The following is an 18,823-nucleotide window of genomic DNA, read 5'->3' as shown; positions in this document are numbered from 1 at the left end:
CGTTACTCCCAGTTGCCCAGGTCGGCGCTGTACCCTTCGCCACCCGGCTGACCGTCCTGGCCGTAGAAAATCAGGTCGAAGCTGCCGTGCTGGCCCGGGAAGCGGTAGCCGAACGCGTGGCCGAACGGGTCTTTAAGGTCCGAAGGCTTGGCGTAAGGGCCGTTCCAGTTCGAGGCGTTACCCGGTCTCTCGGCCAATTGCTGCAAGGTCTTGGGTGGCGAACCGACGTCCAGCGCATAGCTTTCGATCTTCATGCCCAGGCTGGCCAACTGAGCCTTGCCTGCGCCGTATTTGCCCTTGTCGACGTTGCCGCCTACCTGGCGCACGACGATGGTCGCAACAATGCCCAGCAAGACGATAACCGCGAGCATTTCCAGCAAAGTGAAACCGCCCTGTCGGCGTGCGGGTTTGAAGCGTGTGCGGCTAAAAGTCATCGGAGTGGTTTCCTCTTTCATGGATTCAGATATTGCTGGTCAGGCTCATCAGCGGCAGCATGATGGCCAGCATGATCACTGCGACCATGCCCGCCATCACCACGGTCAGCGCCGGGACCAGTGCAGCCAGCATGCGGTCGATACCCCGCCTGGCTTCGACGTCGAACACATCGGCGACCTTCATCAGCATGGTGTCCAGTTCGCCAGCCTGTTCGCCGACCTCGATCATTTGCAGCGCCAGATCCGGCAGCAGCGGTTGCGCGCCGAACGCGCTGGCCAGTGTGCCGCCGCCCTTGACCGACTCGGCCGCCTGTTCCACCTGCGCCTGCAAGGCGCGATTGGTGCATACCTGGCGAGCGATCACCAGCGCCTGCAACAACGCCACTCCATTGGTCAACAGCGTGCCAAGCGTTCGAGTCAAACGCGCTGCCTCGATGCGTTGCAGCAAGGGACCGATCACCCGAATGCCGAGTATTCGGCGGTCACGGCGTTCACGGCGCTGTGGGTCGCGCATGCGAATGGCCATGCCCCAGATCAGCGCGATCAGGCCCGCCAGAACAGCCAGGCCGTAGTTGCTCAAAAATTGTCCGAGGTTGAGAATGACCTCGGTGATCAACGGAATCGGCACGCCGAGATCCTTGAAGATCGGTACGAATTGCGGCACTACATAGGCCAGCAACAGGGCCAGCGAGCCCAATACGCCGACCACCAGAAAGGCCGGATAGATCAGCGCGTTGATGACCTCGCCACGCAGCAGCTGGCTACGTTCCAGATAATCACTCAGTTGACGCAGCGTGCTTTCCAGCGCCCCTCCGGCTTCACCGGCGCGAACCATGCTTATATAAAGCGGCGAAAACTGTGTGCCCTCTTCTTCCAGCGCAACGGACAATGGCTTACCGGCCTTGACCTGTTCTCGGATGCGCTCGATCAACGCCTTGGTCTGCGGTTGTCCAGGCTGTTTGAGCAGAATTCCAAGAGATCGTTCCAACGGCTGCCCGGCACCGAGCAACGTTGCGAGCTGCTGCGTGAAACTGACCAGCGCTGCCCCATTGAGCAAGCCGCTGCCCAGCGCGCGGCGCAACCCGCCCATACCGGCCGCGTCAATCTGCAAGACCATCAGACCACGTTTTTGTAGCGCGGCGATTGCAGCATCCTGGTCGCGGGCTTCCAGCGTGCCGTTCTGCGGCGCACCTTGAGCATCCAGCGCGCGATACTTGAACAGGCTCATGTGCCTTCACCTCGGGTGACGCGCAGCACCTCTTCCAGCGAAGTCACCCCGGCCACGGCCTGACGCAGCCCTTCTTCATGCAGCGTACGCAACCCACCGCGTCGGGCAGCTTCTTCCAGAGTCGAAGCATCGGCGTGGCGCATCAACAGACTGCGCAGTTCTTCGTTCATAACCAGCAACTCGGTGATTGCACTGCGCCCCCGGTAACCGCCGCCAGGTGCATCGGCACGCGGGCGATACAGGCGAATCGGGCGTTCGTCAGTGAAGCGCTCCAGCCCGTGCTCGGCAATCAACTCCGGCGGCGCATCGAAGGCCTCACGCGTTGCCGGATCAAGACGGCGGACCAGACGCTGGGCCAGAATGCCGTTGACCGTCGAAGCGATCAGGTAGCTTTCGACGCCCATGTCCAGCAGACGGGTAATACTCGCCGCCGCACTGTTGGTGTGCAGCGTCGAGAGTACCAAGTGACCGGTCAACGAGGACTGAATGGCGATACGGCAAGTTTCCAGGTCACGCATCTCACCGATCATGATGACATCCGGGTCCTGACGCACGATGGAGCGCAGTGCCCCGGCGAAGTCCAGGCCGATGGAAGGCTTGACCTGAATCTGATTGATGCCCTCGAGCTGATACTCGACCGGGTCTTCGACGGTGATGATCTTGCGCTCGGCGGTATTGAGCCGTGAGAGCGCAGTATAAAGAGTGGTGGTCTTGCCGGAGCCAGTCGGCCCGGTGACCAGCAGAATGCCGTGTGGACGCTCCAGCACATCGAGAAATTCATCCAGCCGCTCGCCGTCGAAACCCAGGCTGGGGAAATCGAAATTGATGGTCTGCCGGTCCAGCAAACGCATGACCACCGATTCGCCGAAGCTGGTGGGCACCGTAGACACCCGCAGGTCCAGCTCCTTGCCCTGGATGCGTAGCATGATCCGGCCATCCTGCGGCAGACGACGCTCGGCGATGTCCAGGCGCGCCATGATCTTCACCCGGGAAATGACCGCCGCCGAAGAACTGGACGGTGGCGCTTCGGCCTCATGCAACACGCCATCGATGCGATAGCGCACCTTCAACTGGCTCTCGAACGGCTCGATATGAATGTCCGACGCACGCTGTTCGACCGCACGTTGCAGAATCAGGTTGACCAGACGAATGACCGGTGCTTCGGAGGCCAGATCCTTGAGGTGCTCGATGTCTTCCAGCGAGCCACCCTCCTCATCCAGGTTCTCGATCAGGGTGCCCATCGCCGAGCGGCCCTGTCCGTAATAGCGCTCAATAAGGGTTTCGACTTCATTGCGCGGCCCGATGGACAGCCGCACCGGCACTTCGCAGGCATAAGCGATGGCCTGGAACGGGTATAGCGTACCGGGATTGGCGCTGAGCACTTGCAGCCCTTGATCGCTCCAGCCTACGGGCACGACTTGATAGTGGCGCATGAAGCGCTCGGTCAAAGGCGGCAAAGGATCGAGCAACGGCGGCACAGCGTCAGCGAGCAACAGCGGCGCCTGCAACAGTGCAGCCCATGCGCGGGCCAGTTCAAATTCGGAAACCAGACCCAGACGAGTCAACAACCCGAGCAGCTCGGTGCCTTCAGACTCCTGCTGCAAACGTTGCGCCCGCTCCAGATCGGCCATTTTCAAACCCGCGTGCTCCGTCAGCCAGGCGCAAACCTGCGCGGCATCCGGAATGAGGAGGCGGGAAACATCGACGGGAACTGGCGGCATGGATGAGGGCATTTTGCTACTTCGGAGGGACATGTTACAGCACTCTCCGACTGGAAAGTGCTGTGCTCAAAGGCTTCAAACGATCAATTTGACTGCTTTTGAGGAGTTGCGTTCTGTGGACGACCACCTTTTGTCGTCTCGGTCTTCTGGTTTTGCGCCTTCTGCGCTGCCTTGGCGTCCTGGGTCTGGGTCATGACCGTCGAATCGCTTGCACCGGATGTTGCATCGTCATCGGTCGCTTCAGCGGCAACTACTGCACCACTAAGGGCCAGACCCAGAACAACGCCTGCACTGATTACAGAGAATTTCATCGTAGTTAACTCCACAGAAAAAAGAAGTGAATTCTGCAAAAGGCAGAAATCGGATAAAGACCGGGCAAGAAATAGCGTACAGCACGCATCGCAACTTGCGAGCTGTCTTTCTTCGTCCTGAAAAATCTTAAACCAATCGACCAGTAGGTTTAACAAGAGTTCCTCAATTGTAAAGAAAAAATACGAAATGAAAGAAAAATACGCTTTTATTTGACATTTATGCCTTGTTTTAGGGTTAATTGTAACGGTTTTGAGATTCAAAGTGCCACCATGAGATAGCGATTTGATGGCACATTAGAAGTAGAAAAGATAATAAATAAAACATCGAAACAGTACTTAAACAGTCATAAGTTGCTCCCCTATAAGAGGGGAAGAAAACGCGACAACGGGCAACTTTTGCCCGAAGAAAATAGTAAGCCGCAAAGGCAAATAACGACGAGTTAGTTCTGCGCACGTGCGCAGGCAGCCAGTTAATTGAAACGTAGTTGGAGAGCAATATGAACAAGCGAAAGATGATAGGCGCGCACTCGGCGCTGGCCTTGCTGGCATTGGCAGTTTCCCAGGTGCACGCCGCTGACCCTACTGTGCAACAAGGCCGCGAAGACCGCGCTGAAAAAGCCGCGCAGAAAACCCTGGCCAAGATGACCATGGAAGAAAAGCTGGCCTACATCGGCGGCACTGGCGGCTGGGATGTCAAGCCGCTGACCAACTACGGCGTTCCACAGATTCACGGTGCCGACGGCGGCGTGGGCGTGCGCTACACCAGCGAAGGCAACGATCAGGGTGTTGTCTACCCGTCCGGCCCTAACCTGGCCGCCACCTTCAACCCGCGTCGTGCCATCGACCTCGGCCGTGCGCTGGGTTACGACACTGCCGTCGGCGGCTACCAGTTCATCACTGGCCCCGGCGTCAACCTGTATCGCATGCCGTACGGCGGCCGTGCGTTCGAATACCTCTCCGGTGAAGATCCGTTCCTGGGTGCCAGCCTGGCACCGGGCGTCATCAACGGTATCCAGTCTCGTGGTGTATGGGCCAACGCCAAGCACTACGCGGCCAACGACCAGGAAAGCAACCGCTTCAACCTGGACCAGAAGATGCCAGAGCGCGTCCTGCGCGAAATGTCGTTGCCTGCATTCGAGTCGTCCTCGAAGAACGGCAACGTTGCGATGATGATGTGCGCCTTCCAGAAAGTGAACGGTGATTTCGCTTGCGAAAGCGAGCACCTGATCGCGCAGATCCTGAAGAAGGAATGGGGCTTCAAAGGCTTCGTACAGAGCGACTACAACGCAGTAGTTCACGGCTTCGAAGCCGCCCGCGCCGGTACCGATCTGGACATGATGGGCTACCAGATGAACAGCTCCGTGCTGAAGCCGCATCTGGACGCTGGCGACCTGAGCGCTGCGACCATCGACGACAAGGTCCGCCGCATCCTCAAGCAGATCTACCTGTACAAGTTCGACAGCAAGACGCCGCTGACCACGCACAACATGAACAGCTCGACCAGCAACAAGGTTGCTCTGAACGCTGCGCGTGAAGGTATCGTCCTTCTGAAAAACCAGGACAATCTGCTGCCGCTGGACAAGCAGAAAGTCAAGAAAATCGCCGTTGTCGGCACCCTGGCCAAGTACTCGCCACCGACCGGTTTCGGCAGCGCCAACGTCATGGCCAGCCATTACGTCAGCGAGCTGAGCGGTCTGCAACAAATCGCGCCTAACGCCAAGGTCGATTTCATCGAAGGCCTGTCGCTGGACCCAAGCACCAGTGCCTGGACCACCACCGACGCAACTGGCAATGAAGTCCAGGGCATGAAGGTCGAGTACTTCAGCAACACCAACTGGTCTGGTGATGCCGCTGTCACCCGTACCGAGAAGCATGTTGACCTGGACTGGGCCAACGACAAGAACCTGCCGTTCGAAAGCAACACCTCGACGTCCGATCCGTACACCAGCAAAGGTTCGACCGCTGGCGAACTGAATGGCGATACATCGTCGACTTCGATTCGCTACACCGGCAAGGTCACCCCGACCCAGAGCGGCGAGCAGGTGTTCAAGGTTCGTGCCGACGGCGCCGTGCGTCTGTGGGTCAACGGCAAGAAAATCATCGACAACGGTGACGGCAAGCCATTGCCGGGCAACAGCATCCCGCCGACCATTCCAGAGTTCGCCAAGATCAATCTGGAAGCTGGCCAGTCTTACGATGTGAAGCTCGAGTACTCGCGTCGCGCCGGTTACCTGTCGACCATGGGCGGCCTGGTAGGTGTGCAACTGAGCTCGGCTTCGCTGAACGCACCTCAGGACTTGTCCGGCTATGACGCCGTTGTGGTTGCCGTGGGTAACAGCAACGAATACGAAGGTGAAGGTTTCGACCACAGCTTCGATCTGCCTGAGTTCCAGAACGAGCTGATCCAGAACATCGCCAAGGTCAACCCGAACACCGTGGTGACCATGTATGGCGGTACGGGTCTGAAGATGAGCGACTGGATCGAACAGGTTCCGGTAGCGCTGCATGCCTTCTACCCGGGTCAGAACGGTGGTCAGGCTCTGGCCGAGATCCTGTTCGGCAAGGTCAATCCGTCGGGCAAGCTGCCGATCAGTATCGAACGCAACATCGAAGACAACCCGGCTTACGCTTCCTTCCCGAAATTCGACAATCAGAACACTCTGACCGACATGGATTACAAGGATGACCTGATGCTGGGTTATCGCGGTTACGAGAAGAAAGGCATCAAGCCGCTCTACCCGTTCGGTTACGGCCTGTCGTACACCACGTTCGGTTACAGCAACATCAAAGTGACGCCGGGCGTTGCGGTGGGCAACACGCCGATCAAGGTTTCCTTCGATCTGACCAACACCGGCAAGGTTGGCGGCTCTGAAGTCGCTCAGTTGTACGTGGGCCAGCAGAACCCGAAAGTCGAGCGTCCGCTCAAGGAACTCAAAGGCTACAAGAAAGTGTTCCTCAAGCCGGGTGAAAGCAAGCGCGTGACCATTGAACTCAATGACCGCTCGCTGGCCTACTTTGACGTGAAAACCAATCAGTGGGTGGTCGATGCCGACACCTTCAACCTGTCGCTCGGTGGTTCGTCGCAGGACATCCGCCTGAACGCCAAGCTGGTCAACTCGTTCCGTCAGGAACTGTCGACCACCACCAGCAACCCGCTGCCACGCTCCGCTCTGAACTCGGTTCTGGTCGAGAAACCACCGGTCAAGACCGGCGGTGTATTCAAGCAGACCGTCGAGTAAGCGTTAGCTGACTGAAGGGTAAACGGACAAATAAAGGCTCAGGGACGAGCCCTTACCGCTGCATCGACCTGCGCAATGTAGGCATCGAAACACTCGACCAGGTCCACCTGATCGGGAAAGCGTAACCACTGAATCTGCAAGCCATCCATCATCGCCAGAATCTGCCGGATGATCTTGTCCAGATCCACATCCGCACGCACCTCCCCGCGCTCCACCAAACCTGAAAACTGTCCCATCAAGTTCGCGTGAATACGCTCGTAGCGTGTCTGGAACCATTCAAAGGCAGGCTGGTTTTCCAACAGACTTTCCGCATTGAGAATCGAAAAGGCACGCACCACGCCGGGCGCTGTGGCGTTGGAACGGTTGATAGCGCGCAGGCCGCCGAGCAGGCCGGTCAGTGTATTGTCTGTGCGCACCTCGGCAGCAATGCGGCTATTGACCTCATCGCGTCGGTCCAGCACGCCCATCAATAGCGAGATCTTGCTGGGAAAATGGTGCAGCAGCCCGGCGACGGAAATACCGACGATGGCCGCTACCTTAGCCACCGAGGCGCCGGTATAGCCCTCAAGGGAAAACACTTGCAAGGCCGCATCAAGCAGCTCTTTGCGGCGCTTTTCACCCTTCGGCGCGCGCCTGTGTCGGGTGACTGCCGTGCCCGTTTCCGTGGGGTCATGCAGAGTCATATCAGGCTCCTTCTTGAACAGCCGCGTACCCTAACCATTCAGGCGGCGACTGGCAACGCTATTGAACCGGATTGTTGGACAATTTCATTTTGCGCGGCCATTTAGATTCAACGCAATTGCCACTGCAATCAACACCAGGCTGACCGCCAGCGACAACCACAGCAGGCCCCTGTCGCCCTGCTCCTCACGCACGCACGCAAAAAACCACGGAGCGCCAGCTGACAGTAGAAAGGCAGGAGCCAGTAATCGGCCCTGCAGGTGGACGTAATGCGAATGTGCAAACAGCTCAAAGGGTAGATTCGCCCTAAGCAATGTGGCCAGTCCGTTCATCGCGCCATAACCGAACAGGAACATGCAGGCCAGCAGGGTATGGCCCTGACTGAGCAGTCCCAGGGCGAAACACAGCACCATTCCGGCAGCGACCCAGACATTCAGGCGCAGTGCAGGCATCGACTGCGCCAGCAAAGCCTGCGCCAGACGCGCGCAGGTCTGACCGATGCCCCACAGCGCTGCCAGCACGACCGGCACACCCGAAACAGCCAGCAACGCGGGTAAATGGGCAGACAGACCGGCTGACAGGAACGCGATCAGGGACATGCTCAGGGCGTAGCCGAGCTGAGGTATCCAGGGCATGGTGTTAGCGGGCGCAGGCGCGGTCGGCCCGGCGTTCAAGACCAGCAATCGTGAGTCCGGCAGGCCGCTGACCAATAACCCGCTGAGCAATGCCAGGCAGCCGTAGACCGCAACCGCACTACGCCAGCCCAACGCATTCAACAAGCCGTGGCCAAGCGGCCAGAATACCGCCGAGGCCAGCCCGCCCAACAAGGTAATCTGCACCATCAGCGCCCGCGAGCGTGCACCGAACAGCGCTGCCAATGCGGCAAACAGCGCATCGTAAAGTGACAGACGCATGCCGACGCCCAGCACTGCCCAGCCAAGAAACCACAACTGCGGGGTATCACACACAGCCAGCACGCAGCAGCCAAGCGCGTTGAGCCCGGCCCCGTATTGCAACACCTGCCGTGCACCGAGACGCTGGAGCAAACGCGCGCTGAAGATCGAAACCAGGCCCATGACCAGCAGCGCAACTGACAGCCCGGAAAAAACCTGCTGGCCGCTCCAGCCCAGATCATCGGCAATCGCATTGCCGAAAGCCCCCGGCAGATAAAACGTCACCCCCCAAGTGATCAGTTGCGCGAGCCCCAGTTTGACTACCGTCAGCCTGGAAAGATCAGCGCGGTCCACGTCAGTCAGGCCCGCTCGGAAGGTGCACTGCCCGAGCCGTCGCCGAGCATGCGCTGCATCAGCACGGTGTCCACCCAGCGGCCGTGCTTGAAGCCGACTGACTCGAATACCCCGACACGGCGAAAACCCAGGCGCTCGTGCAGACGCAGCGAAGCGATATTCTCGCTATTACCGATCACCGCGACCATCTGCCGCCAGCCGTCCTGCTCGCAGCGCTGTACCAGCTCGCCAAGCAATGCCAGACCGATACCCCGCCCGCCCATACCGTCCCGTATGTAGACCGAGTCTTCTACGGTAAAGCGGTAGGCCGGACGCGGACGATAGGGTGTGGCGTAGCCATAGCCGACCACCTCCCCGGCGAGCTCGGCCACCAGATATGGCAGGCCGTTGTCGAGCACCTGCGTACGGCGCTGCAGCAGCTCGGCGACACTCGGCGGATCGAGTTCGAAACTGGAAATGCCATGCAGCACATGATCGGCATAAATCGCCTGTACAGCAGGCATGTCTTGATCACACGCATCACGCAGGATAAAAGTCGGGGTCATGTCGGGCTCTGGGCAAATGTCGTTGGATGAGTGCAATCATGCCGCTCGCCACATCATTAAAAAAGCTATGATTCATCATTCACAGCATAAGAAATACTTTGCCATGCGCCGACTCAACCTGAATCACTTGCACACCTTCTCGCTGGTCATCGCGCACGGCAGCTTCTCCGCAGCGGCCGAGCGACTGCACCTGACCCAGCCTGCGGTAAGCCTGCAAGTTCGGCAGCTGGAAGACCAGTTGAAACTGAAATTGATCGAGCGCGTAGGCAAGCGGCTCAAGCCCACCTCGGCAGGCACTACGCTGCTGGAGCATATTGCGCGCATTGATGCGGTGGTCGAGGACGCCCTGCTGGAGTTGTCCAGTCACGCCAGCGGCGTTGCCGGGCAGGTTGCGATCGGCACTGGCGCGACCGCCTGCATTCATCTGCTACCGCCCATGCTGCAAGCGTTGCGCCGCCGCTTTGCACAACTGGATGTGCGGGTCAGCACCGGCAACACGGACGGCATTCTCAAGGCGGTGGAGGAAAACCGTCTGGACCTCGCGCTGGTGACGCTGCCCGCCTCGGGGCGTAGCCTGCATATCACCCCGCTGCTTGAGGATGAGTTTGTGGCGATCTTCGCCAGCAGCCAGCAGCCGATTCCCGCTGAAATGACTCCGGAGCACCTCAGCGAACTACCCCTGGTGGTCTTCGAAGCAGGCAGCAGTACCCGGCTGCTGATCAATGAATGGTTCTTGCAGGCCGGAATCCGGGTAAAGCCGGTCATGGAACTGGGCAGCATCGAGGCCATCAAGGAAATGGTCGCGGCGGGCCTGGGCTACAGCATCGTGCCGCGCATGGCGGTTGCTGCGGCCCATCATCGCCGCGGCTTGCAGGTGCTGCCGCTGGTGCCGGGGCTGAGCCGCACACTGGGAATTGCGTTGCGCCAGGACAAACCGGTCAGCAAGGCATTGCGCCAGGTGCTGGATGCGCTGCACAAACTCAACGCTACACCGCCTTAAAAGTCACAAAGGCGTGCCACGATAGAAGCCTGCTTGCGCCCATGCACTATAAAGAGCAACAGCGCTTGACCTGACAAATCAGGGCGACAGTTGCATCAGCAGTGAATCAAGTTGTACGATGACTGCCCACTGGTTTTAGAAAAATGATTGCTGGCCTGCTTTTACACGCCACATCACTGACAATCTGTAAAGCAACTCGGCAACCCATAAGGAGCGCCGGTCCGGATACCTTCCATGCCGACCTCCAACCTCAAAACAACAGGAGATACCGATGCCTAACATTCTCGGCCAGAATTTCATCGCTGGCGGCCGCAGCGCTCTGGGCCAAAGCCTGCAAAAAAGTCTGGATGCCACAACAGGCGAAGAACTGCCTTTCAGCTTCCATCAGGCTACCGACGGCGAAATCGACGCTGCCGCCCTCGCCGCCAAGGCTGCCTTTCCAGAATTCCGTCAACTGAGCCCGGCCCGCCGCGCTGACTTCCTCGACGCCATTGCCGATGAACTGGATCAACTGGGTGATGATTTCGTCGCCATCGTCTGCCAGGAAACTGCCCTGCCCCAGGCACGTATTCAGGGTGAACGCGGTCGTACCAGCGGCCAGATGCGCCTGTTTGCCAAGGTTCTGCGTCGCGGTGATTTCGTCGGTGCACGCATTGACCTGGCCCTGCCGGACCGCAAGCCGCTGCCACGCGTCGACCTGCGCCAGTACCGCATCGGCGTGGGCCCGGTTGCCGTGTTCGGCGCGAGCAACTTCCCGCTGGCGTTTTCCACTGCTGGCGGTGACACCGCTGCTGCACTGGCTGCCGGTTGCCCGGTGGTGTTCAAAGCACACAGTGGCCACATGGCGACTGCCGATCTGGTGGCCAGCGCTATCATTCGTGCCGCCGAACGCACCCAAATGCCGAAAGGCGTATTCAACATGATCTTCGGCAACGGCGTTGGTGAAGGTCTGGTCAAACACCCGGCCATCCAGGCCGTCGGTTTCACCGGCTCGCTGAATGGCGGCAACGCTCTTTGCAAAATGGCCGCCGAGCGTCCACAGCCGATTCCGGTGTTTGCCGAGATGTCCAGCATCAACCCGGTAGTGTTGCTGCCAGGTGCCCTGCAGGCACGCGGCGAAACCGTGGCCAAAGAGCTTGCCGGTTCGGTGGTGATGGGTGCCGGTCAGTTCTGCACCAATCCTGGTGTGGTCATCGGCCTGCGCTCCCCGGCGTTTTCCAAGTTCGTCGAGCAACTGACCGAACAGATGGGCAGTCAGGCGCCGCAGACCATGCTCAACGCAGGCGGTCTGCGCAGCTACAGCAAAGGCGTTGAGCATTTGCTGTCGCATCCGGGCGTAACGCATCTGGCGGGCAAGCCGCAGGAAGGCAAACAGGCGCAGGCCCAGTTGTTCAAAGCTGACGTCAGTCTGCTGTTGGAAGGCGACCAGTTGTTGCAGGAAGAAGTCTTCGGCCCGACCACGCTGATAATCGAGGTCGCTGACGATGCGCAGTTGAAAGACGCGCTGCAAGCCTTGCGTGGTCAGCTGACCGCGACTGTGATCGGCGAACCTGCAGACCTGAGCCAATACAATTGGCTGCAACCGATACTGGAAGAGAAAGTCGGCCGTATTCTGTTCAACGGCTACCCGACCGGTGTTGAGGTCTGTGAAGCCATGGTGCATGGCGGCCCGTACCCGGCAACCTCGGATGCACGCGGCACGTCGGTGGGCACTCTGGCCATCGACCGCTTCCTGCGCCCGGTCTGCTATCAGAACCTGGCCGACAGCCAGTTGCCGCCTGCATTGCAGAATGCCAACCCGCTGGGTCTGCGTCGCTTGGTCAACGGTGAATGGAGCGATCAGCCTCTCGTGTAACGACCATCGCTTGACTCGTAAACAAAGCAGCGCGACCTGATGAGGGTCGCGCTTTTTTTTGAAAAATATTTCTTTTTTGTGCTTTAAATCGCTTATAGCGGACCTGTTTTCCAGCCTGGTGGCAGCACCAGGGAAGTGCAAAACATGAGCTGTTCATAAAATAACCACACAGCTGTAAGCCACGTGTAACAAGGGTTTCAAAAAGTTACCCACAGACATACCCACGATTTCCGTGGACAACTTTTCATCAATTTCGGACCTTAAAAACCCTGAGCAGCGCAAGCGTAAATTTTTGCAGGTTGCCCACATCCTCAGAGGTGATGGCACCGATAATGGCCATTGAGGCGTCGTGACATAACCTTATGCACGTTTGGCGGTTGATTCGGCAGGCTGTACGGCGTGAAATGGGCGATTTATCGAGGCATTCCGATTATGCAGCAGCGTTGTGAAGTGGCCGTGCTCGGTCTGGGTGCCATGGGTGCAGCCACTGTCTATCAACTGGCGAAGGCCGGAGTCGATGTGATTGGCGTTGATCGCTACGCCCCTCCGCACACCCAAGGCTCCAGCCACGGCGATACGCGCATCACACGGCTGTCGGTTGGCGAAGGCCCGCAATACCTGCCGCTGGTACGCAGTTCGCACAGCATCTGGCGCGAACTCGAGGCGTTGAGCGGCGAGTCGCTGTTCGAGCAGTGCGGAGTGCTGGTGATGACCTCCAGCCATGCGTACGATCCTGAAGACAGTAAAGACTTCACCCACCAGACCATCGCTTTGGCCCGCACCTATGGCGTGAAGCACGAGGTATTGTCGGCGGCGGCCATTCGCGAGCGCTTTCCCCAATTCACCCCTGTTCGGGATACCGCCATTGGCTACTTTGAACCCGAAGGCGGATTTGTCCGTCCAGAGCGCTGCATCGCGGTACAGCTAAGGCTGGCGAGGCAATACGGCGCAAGGTTGCAGCCCCATGAGACGGTCACGCACTTACAGGCACAGGGTGATCAGGTGCGTATTACCACCGACAAGGGCACGATCATCGCTGACAAGGTCGTGGTCAGTGCGGGCATGTGGTCAGCCGAATTGCTCGGCGCTCCGTTCAGCGATCTGCTGCGGGTGTGTCGGCAAAAGCTGTTCTGGTTCGAGTTGCAGGAGAATGCCGCTTTTGCAACGGTTTCGCCGAGCTTCATTCTGACTCACGGGCCCGGAGAGGGTGACGTCAACTATGGTTTCCCGCCCCTGCCCGGTGAAAACAGCCTGAAGGTCGCCACAGAGCAATACATCGAAGCATCCGCTGCCGACCAGCTGGATCGCACTGTTACGGCAAGGGAGGAGCAGGAAATGTTCCAGACCCAGGTGCATGGCAAGATTGCGGGACTGACGCCGAACGTGGTCAAGTCTTCGGTATGCGCCTACACCGTCACGCCGGACTGCCACTTCATCATCGATGAACACCCCCATCTGAAGAACGTGACAGTGGTTTCGGCCTGCTCCGGCCACGGCTTCAAACATTCAGCCGGACTCGGGCTGGCCCTAGCGCAACGCTGTATTCACGGCACCAGCGATGTAGACCTTTCAGCCTTCTCGCTGGCGCGTTTCACCACGCAGAACTGACCGATGACAGTCAGCGCGCCACAACGAAGGCCTCGTCAATGCGTGCCAGATCGGTGTCGCGCAACGTACCGGCGTAGTAATGCAGCTTTATCCAGGCCATCAAATAGTCATAGCGGGCTTTCGCCAGATCACGCCGAGTGCTGTAAAGCTGCTGTTCGGCGTTGAGTGCGTCCAGGCTGATGCGCTCGCCGCCGAGAATGCTCTGACGTGTCGACTCGACCAGTGCCTGCGCCGAGACCAGTGCTTTCTGATAAGCGCGCAACTTGCTCACCCCTGACGCACAGGCGTTGAACTGGCGACGCAGCTCGATCAGGGTTTCGCGGGTCTTGCCCTCCAGCTCGTATTCCGCCTGCTCGCGCTTACTGTTGGCCTGACGCACCGAGGCGCTGGTGCCGCCTCCGGCGTACAGCGGAAGACTGAGCTCGATACCTATCGTGTTGGTGTCGTAACGCTGATTGTAGGTGTTGCCGCTGTCCGATTCGTTCTGACGGATGCTTGCGTAAGCATTCACCGTCGGCAGATGCCCTGCGCGGTTGCGCTCCACCTCGTATCGCGCCACTTCCAGCGACTGACGTTGCGAGGCCAGGATCGGGCTGTTGGCCATGGCCAGCGCATGCCACTCGGTAAAGCTGGACGGCGCCAGGACCAACGCCTGAAAGCTGTCCCTCAACGGCTCCAGTTGCGCAACATCGATACTTGGCTCGCCCAGCAACGCGGCAAGCTCGCGCAAAGCCGCGTCCTGCTCATCGCTGGCTTCGATCTGCTCGGCAATCGCCAGTTCGTTGCGCGATTCGGCTTCGAGAATATCGGTGCGCGTGCCCTCTCCCTGCTCGAACATCTGTCGGTTCTGCGCGAACTGGCGTTCGAACGCCTGCTGCTTGGCACGCGCGATATTGATCTGGTCCTGGGCGAAGAGTGCCTGGGTGTAGAGGGTCAACACCCGCACCAGTAATTCCTGGCTCTTGCTGCGAAAGGTCTCGTCGGCAAACAGCGCCTGGGCCAGCCCCTTGCGGTAATTGGCGTACGCCTCGTAATCGATCAATGGCTGCTGAACCGTCAGGCTCGAACCAAAACTGTTGTAGTGGCGATGGTCAGTGGTGTCTTGAGCGCTGCCTTTGAGGGTCGCCTTGGAGTCGTTGCGCCCCTTGTTGTAGCTGTATGACACGCGAGGCAACAAGCCGGCACGACCGATCACCCGGTTTTCCAGGCCTGCGTCGCGCTCCTTGAGTGCGCCCAGATAAACCGGGTCATTGCGAAGCGCCAGCTCATAGACCTGAAACGGGCCCATTGCATGACTCAATGAAGAAGTGCCCAGCAGGATGGCCGTCAGCAAAGCGGCTTTCAGGGGATGACGAGACATCCTATTCCTCCGTCAACGCGGAGCCGGCACGGTCCAGCAAAGGTTTGAACAGATAATTGAGCAGCGAGCGTTCGCCCGTGCGCACAAACATTTCAGCGGGCATGCCCGGCTTGATCACCAGCCCGTTGAGTTTTTCCAGTGCCGCATCGCCCACCGAGGTGCGCAGCACGTAATAGGGCTGGCCGGTTTTCTCATCCTGCATCTGATCGGCGGAAATCAGGTTTACCTCACCGGAAACCCGCGGCGTGCGACTTTGATTGAACGCAGTGAAGAGGATATCGACCGGCAAGTGGCTGGCGACCTTATCGATCAACTGCACTGGCAGACGCCCTTCGACTTCCAGCCGTGTGCCTTGCGGAACGATCTCCAGCAGGGTTTCACCGGCCCGCACCACTGCGCCCTCGGTGTGCACGCCCAGGTTGACGGCGATGCCATCAGCAGGGGCAAGAATTGCACTGTGCTGCAGACTGAAACCTGCCGAAGCCAGTTGTTGTTCAAGGGTAAGCGCCTTGACCTGAGCATCGGCCCACTGGCTGCGCACCTCTTTCTGATACTCCTCGCGCTGCTGCTGAAGACGCAACCGCGACTCGACTATCCCCTGCTCTATCCGCCCGGTTTCGCCTGCGTTCTGCGCCAGGCTCTGCTGCACTTGAGAAAGCTGGCGTTGAAACTCCAGCAGACGGTTGCCCGGAATGAAACCGTTCTGCGCCAAGGGCTCCAGGTTACTCAGTTGCTTGCGTAGCGAGTCAGCCTGAGCCAGCAGGTCCGATCGAGCGCGGCGCATACCGGCGAGTTGCAGCCCGGCACCTTCGATACTCGCCTGCAAACCGGACTGTTCTCGAGCCAGCGCCTGTCGCCGGCTGCTGAACAGTTGCCGCTGGCCCTCAAGCACCAGTGCCAGACGCGGGTCGGGGTTCTGCCCCTGCCCGGCGGCGATCAGTTCTGCGGGAAAGTGCACCTCATCCAGGTTGTCACGCTCGCTCTGCCAGCGCGCGAGGCTGGCCCAGGCCATTCGATACTGGGCACGCAGCGATTGCACGTCGGCCTCGACCTGAGTCTGATCAAGACGAAACAGCGGCTCGCCCTCCTTCACGGACTGGCCTTCGCTGACGAGAATTTTACTCACTACGCCACCATCCAGCGACTGCACGGCCTTGCGCTTGCCCGACACCACAACGGTGCCCTGCACGGCAATGCCCTGATCCAGCGGGGCGAGGCTCGCCCACAGAAAGAAACTGCCCGCCCCTGCCAGCATGAGAATCCAGCCGGCACGGACAAAAAACTGCACGCCGCGCTCCTTGCCCGGCACGGTGTAATGAGTGTCGATAGGGCTGCTCATACGTCGGACTGCCTGTTCTGCGTGCCGTACTGACGGCTCATGGAAAGCCCGGCGGGTGCCGGTCGGGGTTGCGCTGGCGGTGCTTGCCCGGGCGATGTCTGTCCCGACAAGGCCTGCAACACCTGAGCCGTGGTGCCGAATGCCTGCATGCGACCGTCGCTCAGCACCAGCAGACGATCAGTCTGGTTCAACGACTGCGTACGGTGAGTGACGAGCACGACGGTACAGCCGCGGGTCTTGAGCTCAGCGATCGCCTGAGTCAGGGCCGCTTCGCCAGCGGCGTCCAGATTGGAATTGGGCTCATCAAGCACCACCAGCCGCGGATCGCCATACAGCGCTCGGGCCAACGCGACGCGCTGTTTCTGACCGCCTGACAAGCCAGCGCCATCGTCGCCCAGCCGCGTGTCGTAGCCCTGCGGCAGACGCAGAATCAATTCGTGTACGCCTGCCAGTTGCGCAGCAGCAACCACGGCGCTCGCGTCGCCCTCGCTAAAACGCGCGATGTTTTCTGCCACGGTGCCACCGAACAGCTCGATGTCCTGCGGCAGATAGCCAATATAGGGGCCCAGCGCCTCGCGGTCCCAGCGATGCATATCGGCACCGTCCAGACGTACCGTACCGCCCAGCACCGGCCAGACACCGACCAGCACGCGTGCCAGGGTAGACTTGCCGGAACCGGATGCTCCCAGCACGCCGAGCACTTCACCGGCTTGCAGTTGAAAGCTCACTTGCTGAATCGTCGGCGATGTTTTGCCCGGAGGCGCAGCGCTGACCTGTTCCGCGCTGATCTGACCGCGCGGTGCTGGCAGTGGCATGCGCGGCGCGGGCTCGGCGTAGGTCTTGAGTAACTGGTCCAGACGCCCGTAAGCCAGGCGTGCAGAACTCCATTGTTTCCAGACTGCGATCAGTTGATCGATGGGGCTGAGGACCCTTCCCATGAGGATCGAACCGGCGATCATCATGCCTGCGGTCATGTCTCCGTTTATCACCAGCAGTGCGCCCAGGCCCAGCACCAGCGACTGCAGGCACAGACGCAGGGCCTTGCTGATCGAACTGATCACCGCGCCAGTGTCACTGGCACGGTTTTGCAAGGCCAGAAAGCGCCCATGCACATGGAACCAGCGACGCCGCAACACTTCGAGCATGCCCATCGCCTGGATCGCCTCGGCCTGTTGCAGGTGTCGGGTCGCCAATTGCGCAGACTGCTGCGAGTAACCGCTGGCTTCGGCCAGCGGTTTGCGGGTCAGCCATTCGTTGAGGCAGGCCAGCCCAACCAGCAACACCGTCCCCACGCTGGCCAGCACGCCAAGCCAAGGGTCGAAAAGAAAGATCACCGCCAGGTAGATAGGAAACCACGGGGCGTCGAAGAACGCGAACAACGCCGGCCCGGTGAGAAACTGGCGGATAAAGGTCAGGTCACCCAGCGCCTGTCCAGCCTGACGCTGGCCGGCGTGCAGGTTGCTCTCGAACGCAGCCTGATAGACGCGCAGATTGAAACGCCTCTCCAACTCGCTGCCGATGCGGATCACCACAAAGCTGCGGACCATCTCCAGCAGGCCGATAAACGCAAAGAACCCGACCACCATCAGCGTCAGCATGGCCAGAGTAGTCTGGTTCTGCGACGTCAGTACACGATCATAGACTTGCAACATGTAAATCGATGGGGCGAGCATCAACACATTGATCAGCGCGGTAAAACAACCGACACCAATCAACGCGCTCTTGTAGTCAGCCAGCGCTTTATAAAGCGGCGGCCGGGCGCTTTGGGGCAACGCACTCATGGTTGTTCCTTGATGGTCTTGCTGGTGACGGAGTGACATCCCTGGGTTTTAACAAACAACTCGCGCAGGTCCATGAAACGCTTAATCGGCGAGCCGTCCAAGGACCAGCACTTCACCGCCGGGCAGACGCGCCTGATAGATCTGCTCCCCCATGTTATTGAGGTGAATCAGGCGATTGCCTTCCTTGTCGGTGAATGCCAGGCCATCCGGAGTCGGAAACCAGCCAGTGGGTGCTTCGTGCAACCACTTTACTGCACAAGCGAGATCGCCCGTCAGTTTTGGTACATCGATATTGAGGTGCAATTCACAGACTTCGTTCGTCTTTCCCTGAAGAGAAAGTCGCCATTTGCCGCTGAGTTCAGCAGGATCGGGCAGTTTCAAACTCATGGCCATGCTTGCTCCAGAAATACCCGCCAGCAACGCAAAGGCGGCCGGCACGATTCGAACAACGTGATTGATCTTCATGATGGGGTA

The 18,823-nt window shown here is 59.4% G+C and carries 15 protein-coding genes; 4 read left to right on the top strand and 11 right to left on the bottom strand.

Annotation, left to right across the window (positions count from 1 at the left end):
- Positions 1–2 precede the first annotated feature (2 nt).
- The 4 genes from gspG to RGM3321_RS07770 all read right to left on the bottom strand — a co-directional run bounded on the left by gspG (position 3) and on the right by RGM3321_RS07770 (position 3,694).
- Positions 3–434, bottom strand: coding sequence for a type II secretion system major pseudopilin GspG (gspG, locus tag RGM3321_RS07785; protein WP_244392405.1), 432 nt, complete (start codon positions 432–434; stop codon positions 3–5).
- A gap of 25 nt (positions 435–459) precedes the next feature.
- On the bottom strand, positions 460–1,662 hold the full coding sequence (gene gspF, locus RGM3321_RS07780) for a type II secretion system inner membrane protein GspF (protein WP_244392403.1): 1,203 nt from the start codon (positions 1,660–1,662) through the stop codon (positions 460–462).
- Positions 1,659–3,383 (bottom strand): type II secretion system ATPase GspE, encoded by a 1,725-nt coding sequence (gene gspE, locus RGM3321_RS07775; RefSeq protein ID WP_004665672.1) that lies wholly within the window; start codon positions 3,381–3,383, stop codon positions 1,659–1,661. The genes gspF and gspE overlap by 4 nt, the downstream gene beginning before the upstream one ends.
- 83 nt (positions 3,384–3,466) lie before the next feature.
- Complete coding sequence (locus tag RGM3321_RS07770) at positions 3,467–3,694, bottom strand: hypothetical protein (RefSeq protein WP_005745674.1); 228 nt, start codon at positions 3,692–3,694, stop codon at positions 3,467–3,469.
- Between the two features lie 497 nt (positions 3,695–4,191).
- Here RGM3321_RS07770 and RGM3321_RS07765 point away from each other — a divergent pair, with 497 nt between their 5' ends.
- On the top strand, positions 4,192–6,933 hold the full coding sequence (locus tag RGM3321_RS07765; protein WP_244392401.1) for a glycoside hydrolase family 3 C-terminal domain-containing protein: 2,742 nt from the start codon (positions 4,192–4,194) through the stop codon (positions 6,931–6,933).
- Positions 6,934–6,971: 38 nt separating this feature from the next.
- Here RGM3321_RS07765 and RGM3321_RS07760 read toward each other — a convergent pair whose 3' ends face one another.
- From RGM3321_RS07760 to RGM3321_RS07750, 3 genes are all read right to left on the bottom strand, one after another.
- A complete protein-coding gene (locus RGM3321_RS07760) occupies positions 6,972–7,616 on the bottom strand; it encodes a TetR/AcrR family transcriptional regulator (RefSeq protein ID WP_244392399.1) in 645 nt (214 codons plus the stop codon).
- A gap of 84 nt (positions 7,617–7,700) precedes the next feature.
- Entirely contained in the window at positions 7,701–8,861 is a 1,161-nt protein-coding gene (locus RGM3321_RS07755) for an MFS transporter (RefSeq protein ID WP_244392397.1), read from the bottom strand.
- A gap of 5 nt (positions 8,862–8,866) precedes the next feature.
- Positions 8,867–9,406, bottom strand: coding sequence for a GNAT family N-acetyltransferase (locus RGM3321_RS07750; RefSeq protein ID WP_244392395.1), 540 nt, complete (start codon positions 9,404–9,406; stop codon positions 8,867–8,869).
- 103 nt (positions 9,407–9,509) lie between these two features.
- Between RGM3321_RS07750 and RGM3321_RS07745 the strand changes: the two genes are divergently transcribed.
- The 3 genes from RGM3321_RS07745 to solA all read left to right on the top strand — a co-directional run bounded on the left by RGM3321_RS07745 (position 9,510) and on the right by solA (position 13,869).
- A complete protein-coding gene (locus RGM3321_RS07745; protein ID WP_244392393.1) occupies positions 9,510–10,406 on the top strand; it encodes a LysR family transcriptional regulator in 897 nt (298 codons plus the stop codon).
- Positions 10,407–10,677: 271 nt separating this feature from the next.
- The gene (locus tag RGM3321_RS07740; protein ID WP_244392391.1) at positions 10,678–12,261 is read left to right on the top strand and encodes an aldehyde dehydrogenase (NADP(+)); all 1,584 of its coding nucleotides are present in this window, start codon (positions 10,678–10,680) and stop codon (positions 12,259–12,261) included.
- Between the two features lie 432 nt (positions 12,262–12,693).
- Positions 12,694–13,869 (top strand): N-methyl-L-tryptophan oxidase, encoded by a 1,176-nt coding sequence (solA, locus tag RGM3321_RS07735; RefSeq protein WP_244392389.1) that lies wholly within the window; start codon positions 12,694–12,696, stop codon positions 13,867–13,869.
- 10 nt (positions 13,870–13,879) lie between these two features.
- On the opposite strand, the gene RGM3321_RS07730 is transcribed toward solA, so the two are convergent.
- From RGM3321_RS07730 to RGM3321_RS07715, 4 genes are all read right to left on the bottom strand, one after another.
- The gene (locus tag RGM3321_RS07730; RefSeq protein WP_244392387.1) at positions 13,880–15,229 is read right to left on the bottom strand and encodes a TolC family outer membrane protein; all 1,350 of its coding nucleotides are present in this window, start codon (positions 15,227–15,229) and stop codon (positions 13,880–13,882) included.
- A 1-nt stretch (position 15,230) separates the two neighbouring features.
- Positions 15,231–16,568, bottom strand: a complete 1,338-nt coding sequence (locus RGM3321_RS07725) for an HlyD family type I secretion periplasmic adaptor subunit (protein WP_122258956.1) — start codon at positions 16,566–16,568, stop codon at positions 15,231–15,233.
- Positions 16,565–18,349, bottom strand: coding sequence for a type I secretion system permease/ATPase (locus RGM3321_RS07720; protein ID WP_244392385.1), 1,785 nt, complete (start codon positions 18,347–18,349; stop codon positions 16,565–16,567). Before RGM3321_RS07720 ends, RGM3321_RS07725 begins: the two co-directional genes overlap by 4 nt.
- 81 nt (positions 18,350–18,430) lie before the next feature.
- Positions 18,431–18,814 (bottom strand): protease inhibitor Inh/omp19 family protein, encoded by a 384-nt coding sequence (locus RGM3321_RS07715; protein ID WP_244392384.1) that lies wholly within the window; start codon positions 18,812–18,814, stop codon positions 18,431–18,433.
- Positions 18,815–18,823 lie beyond the last annotated feature (9 nt).

It is taken from the genome of Pseudomonas sp. RGM 3321 (assembly GCF_022836805.1).
Classification (GTDB): Bacteria; Pseudomonadota; Gammaproteobacteria; order Pseudomonadales; family Pseudomonadaceae; genus Aquipseudomonas.
The sequence above is the reverse complement of the archived record's forward strand: the minus strand, read 5'-3'. Positions and strand labels throughout refer to the sequence as shown.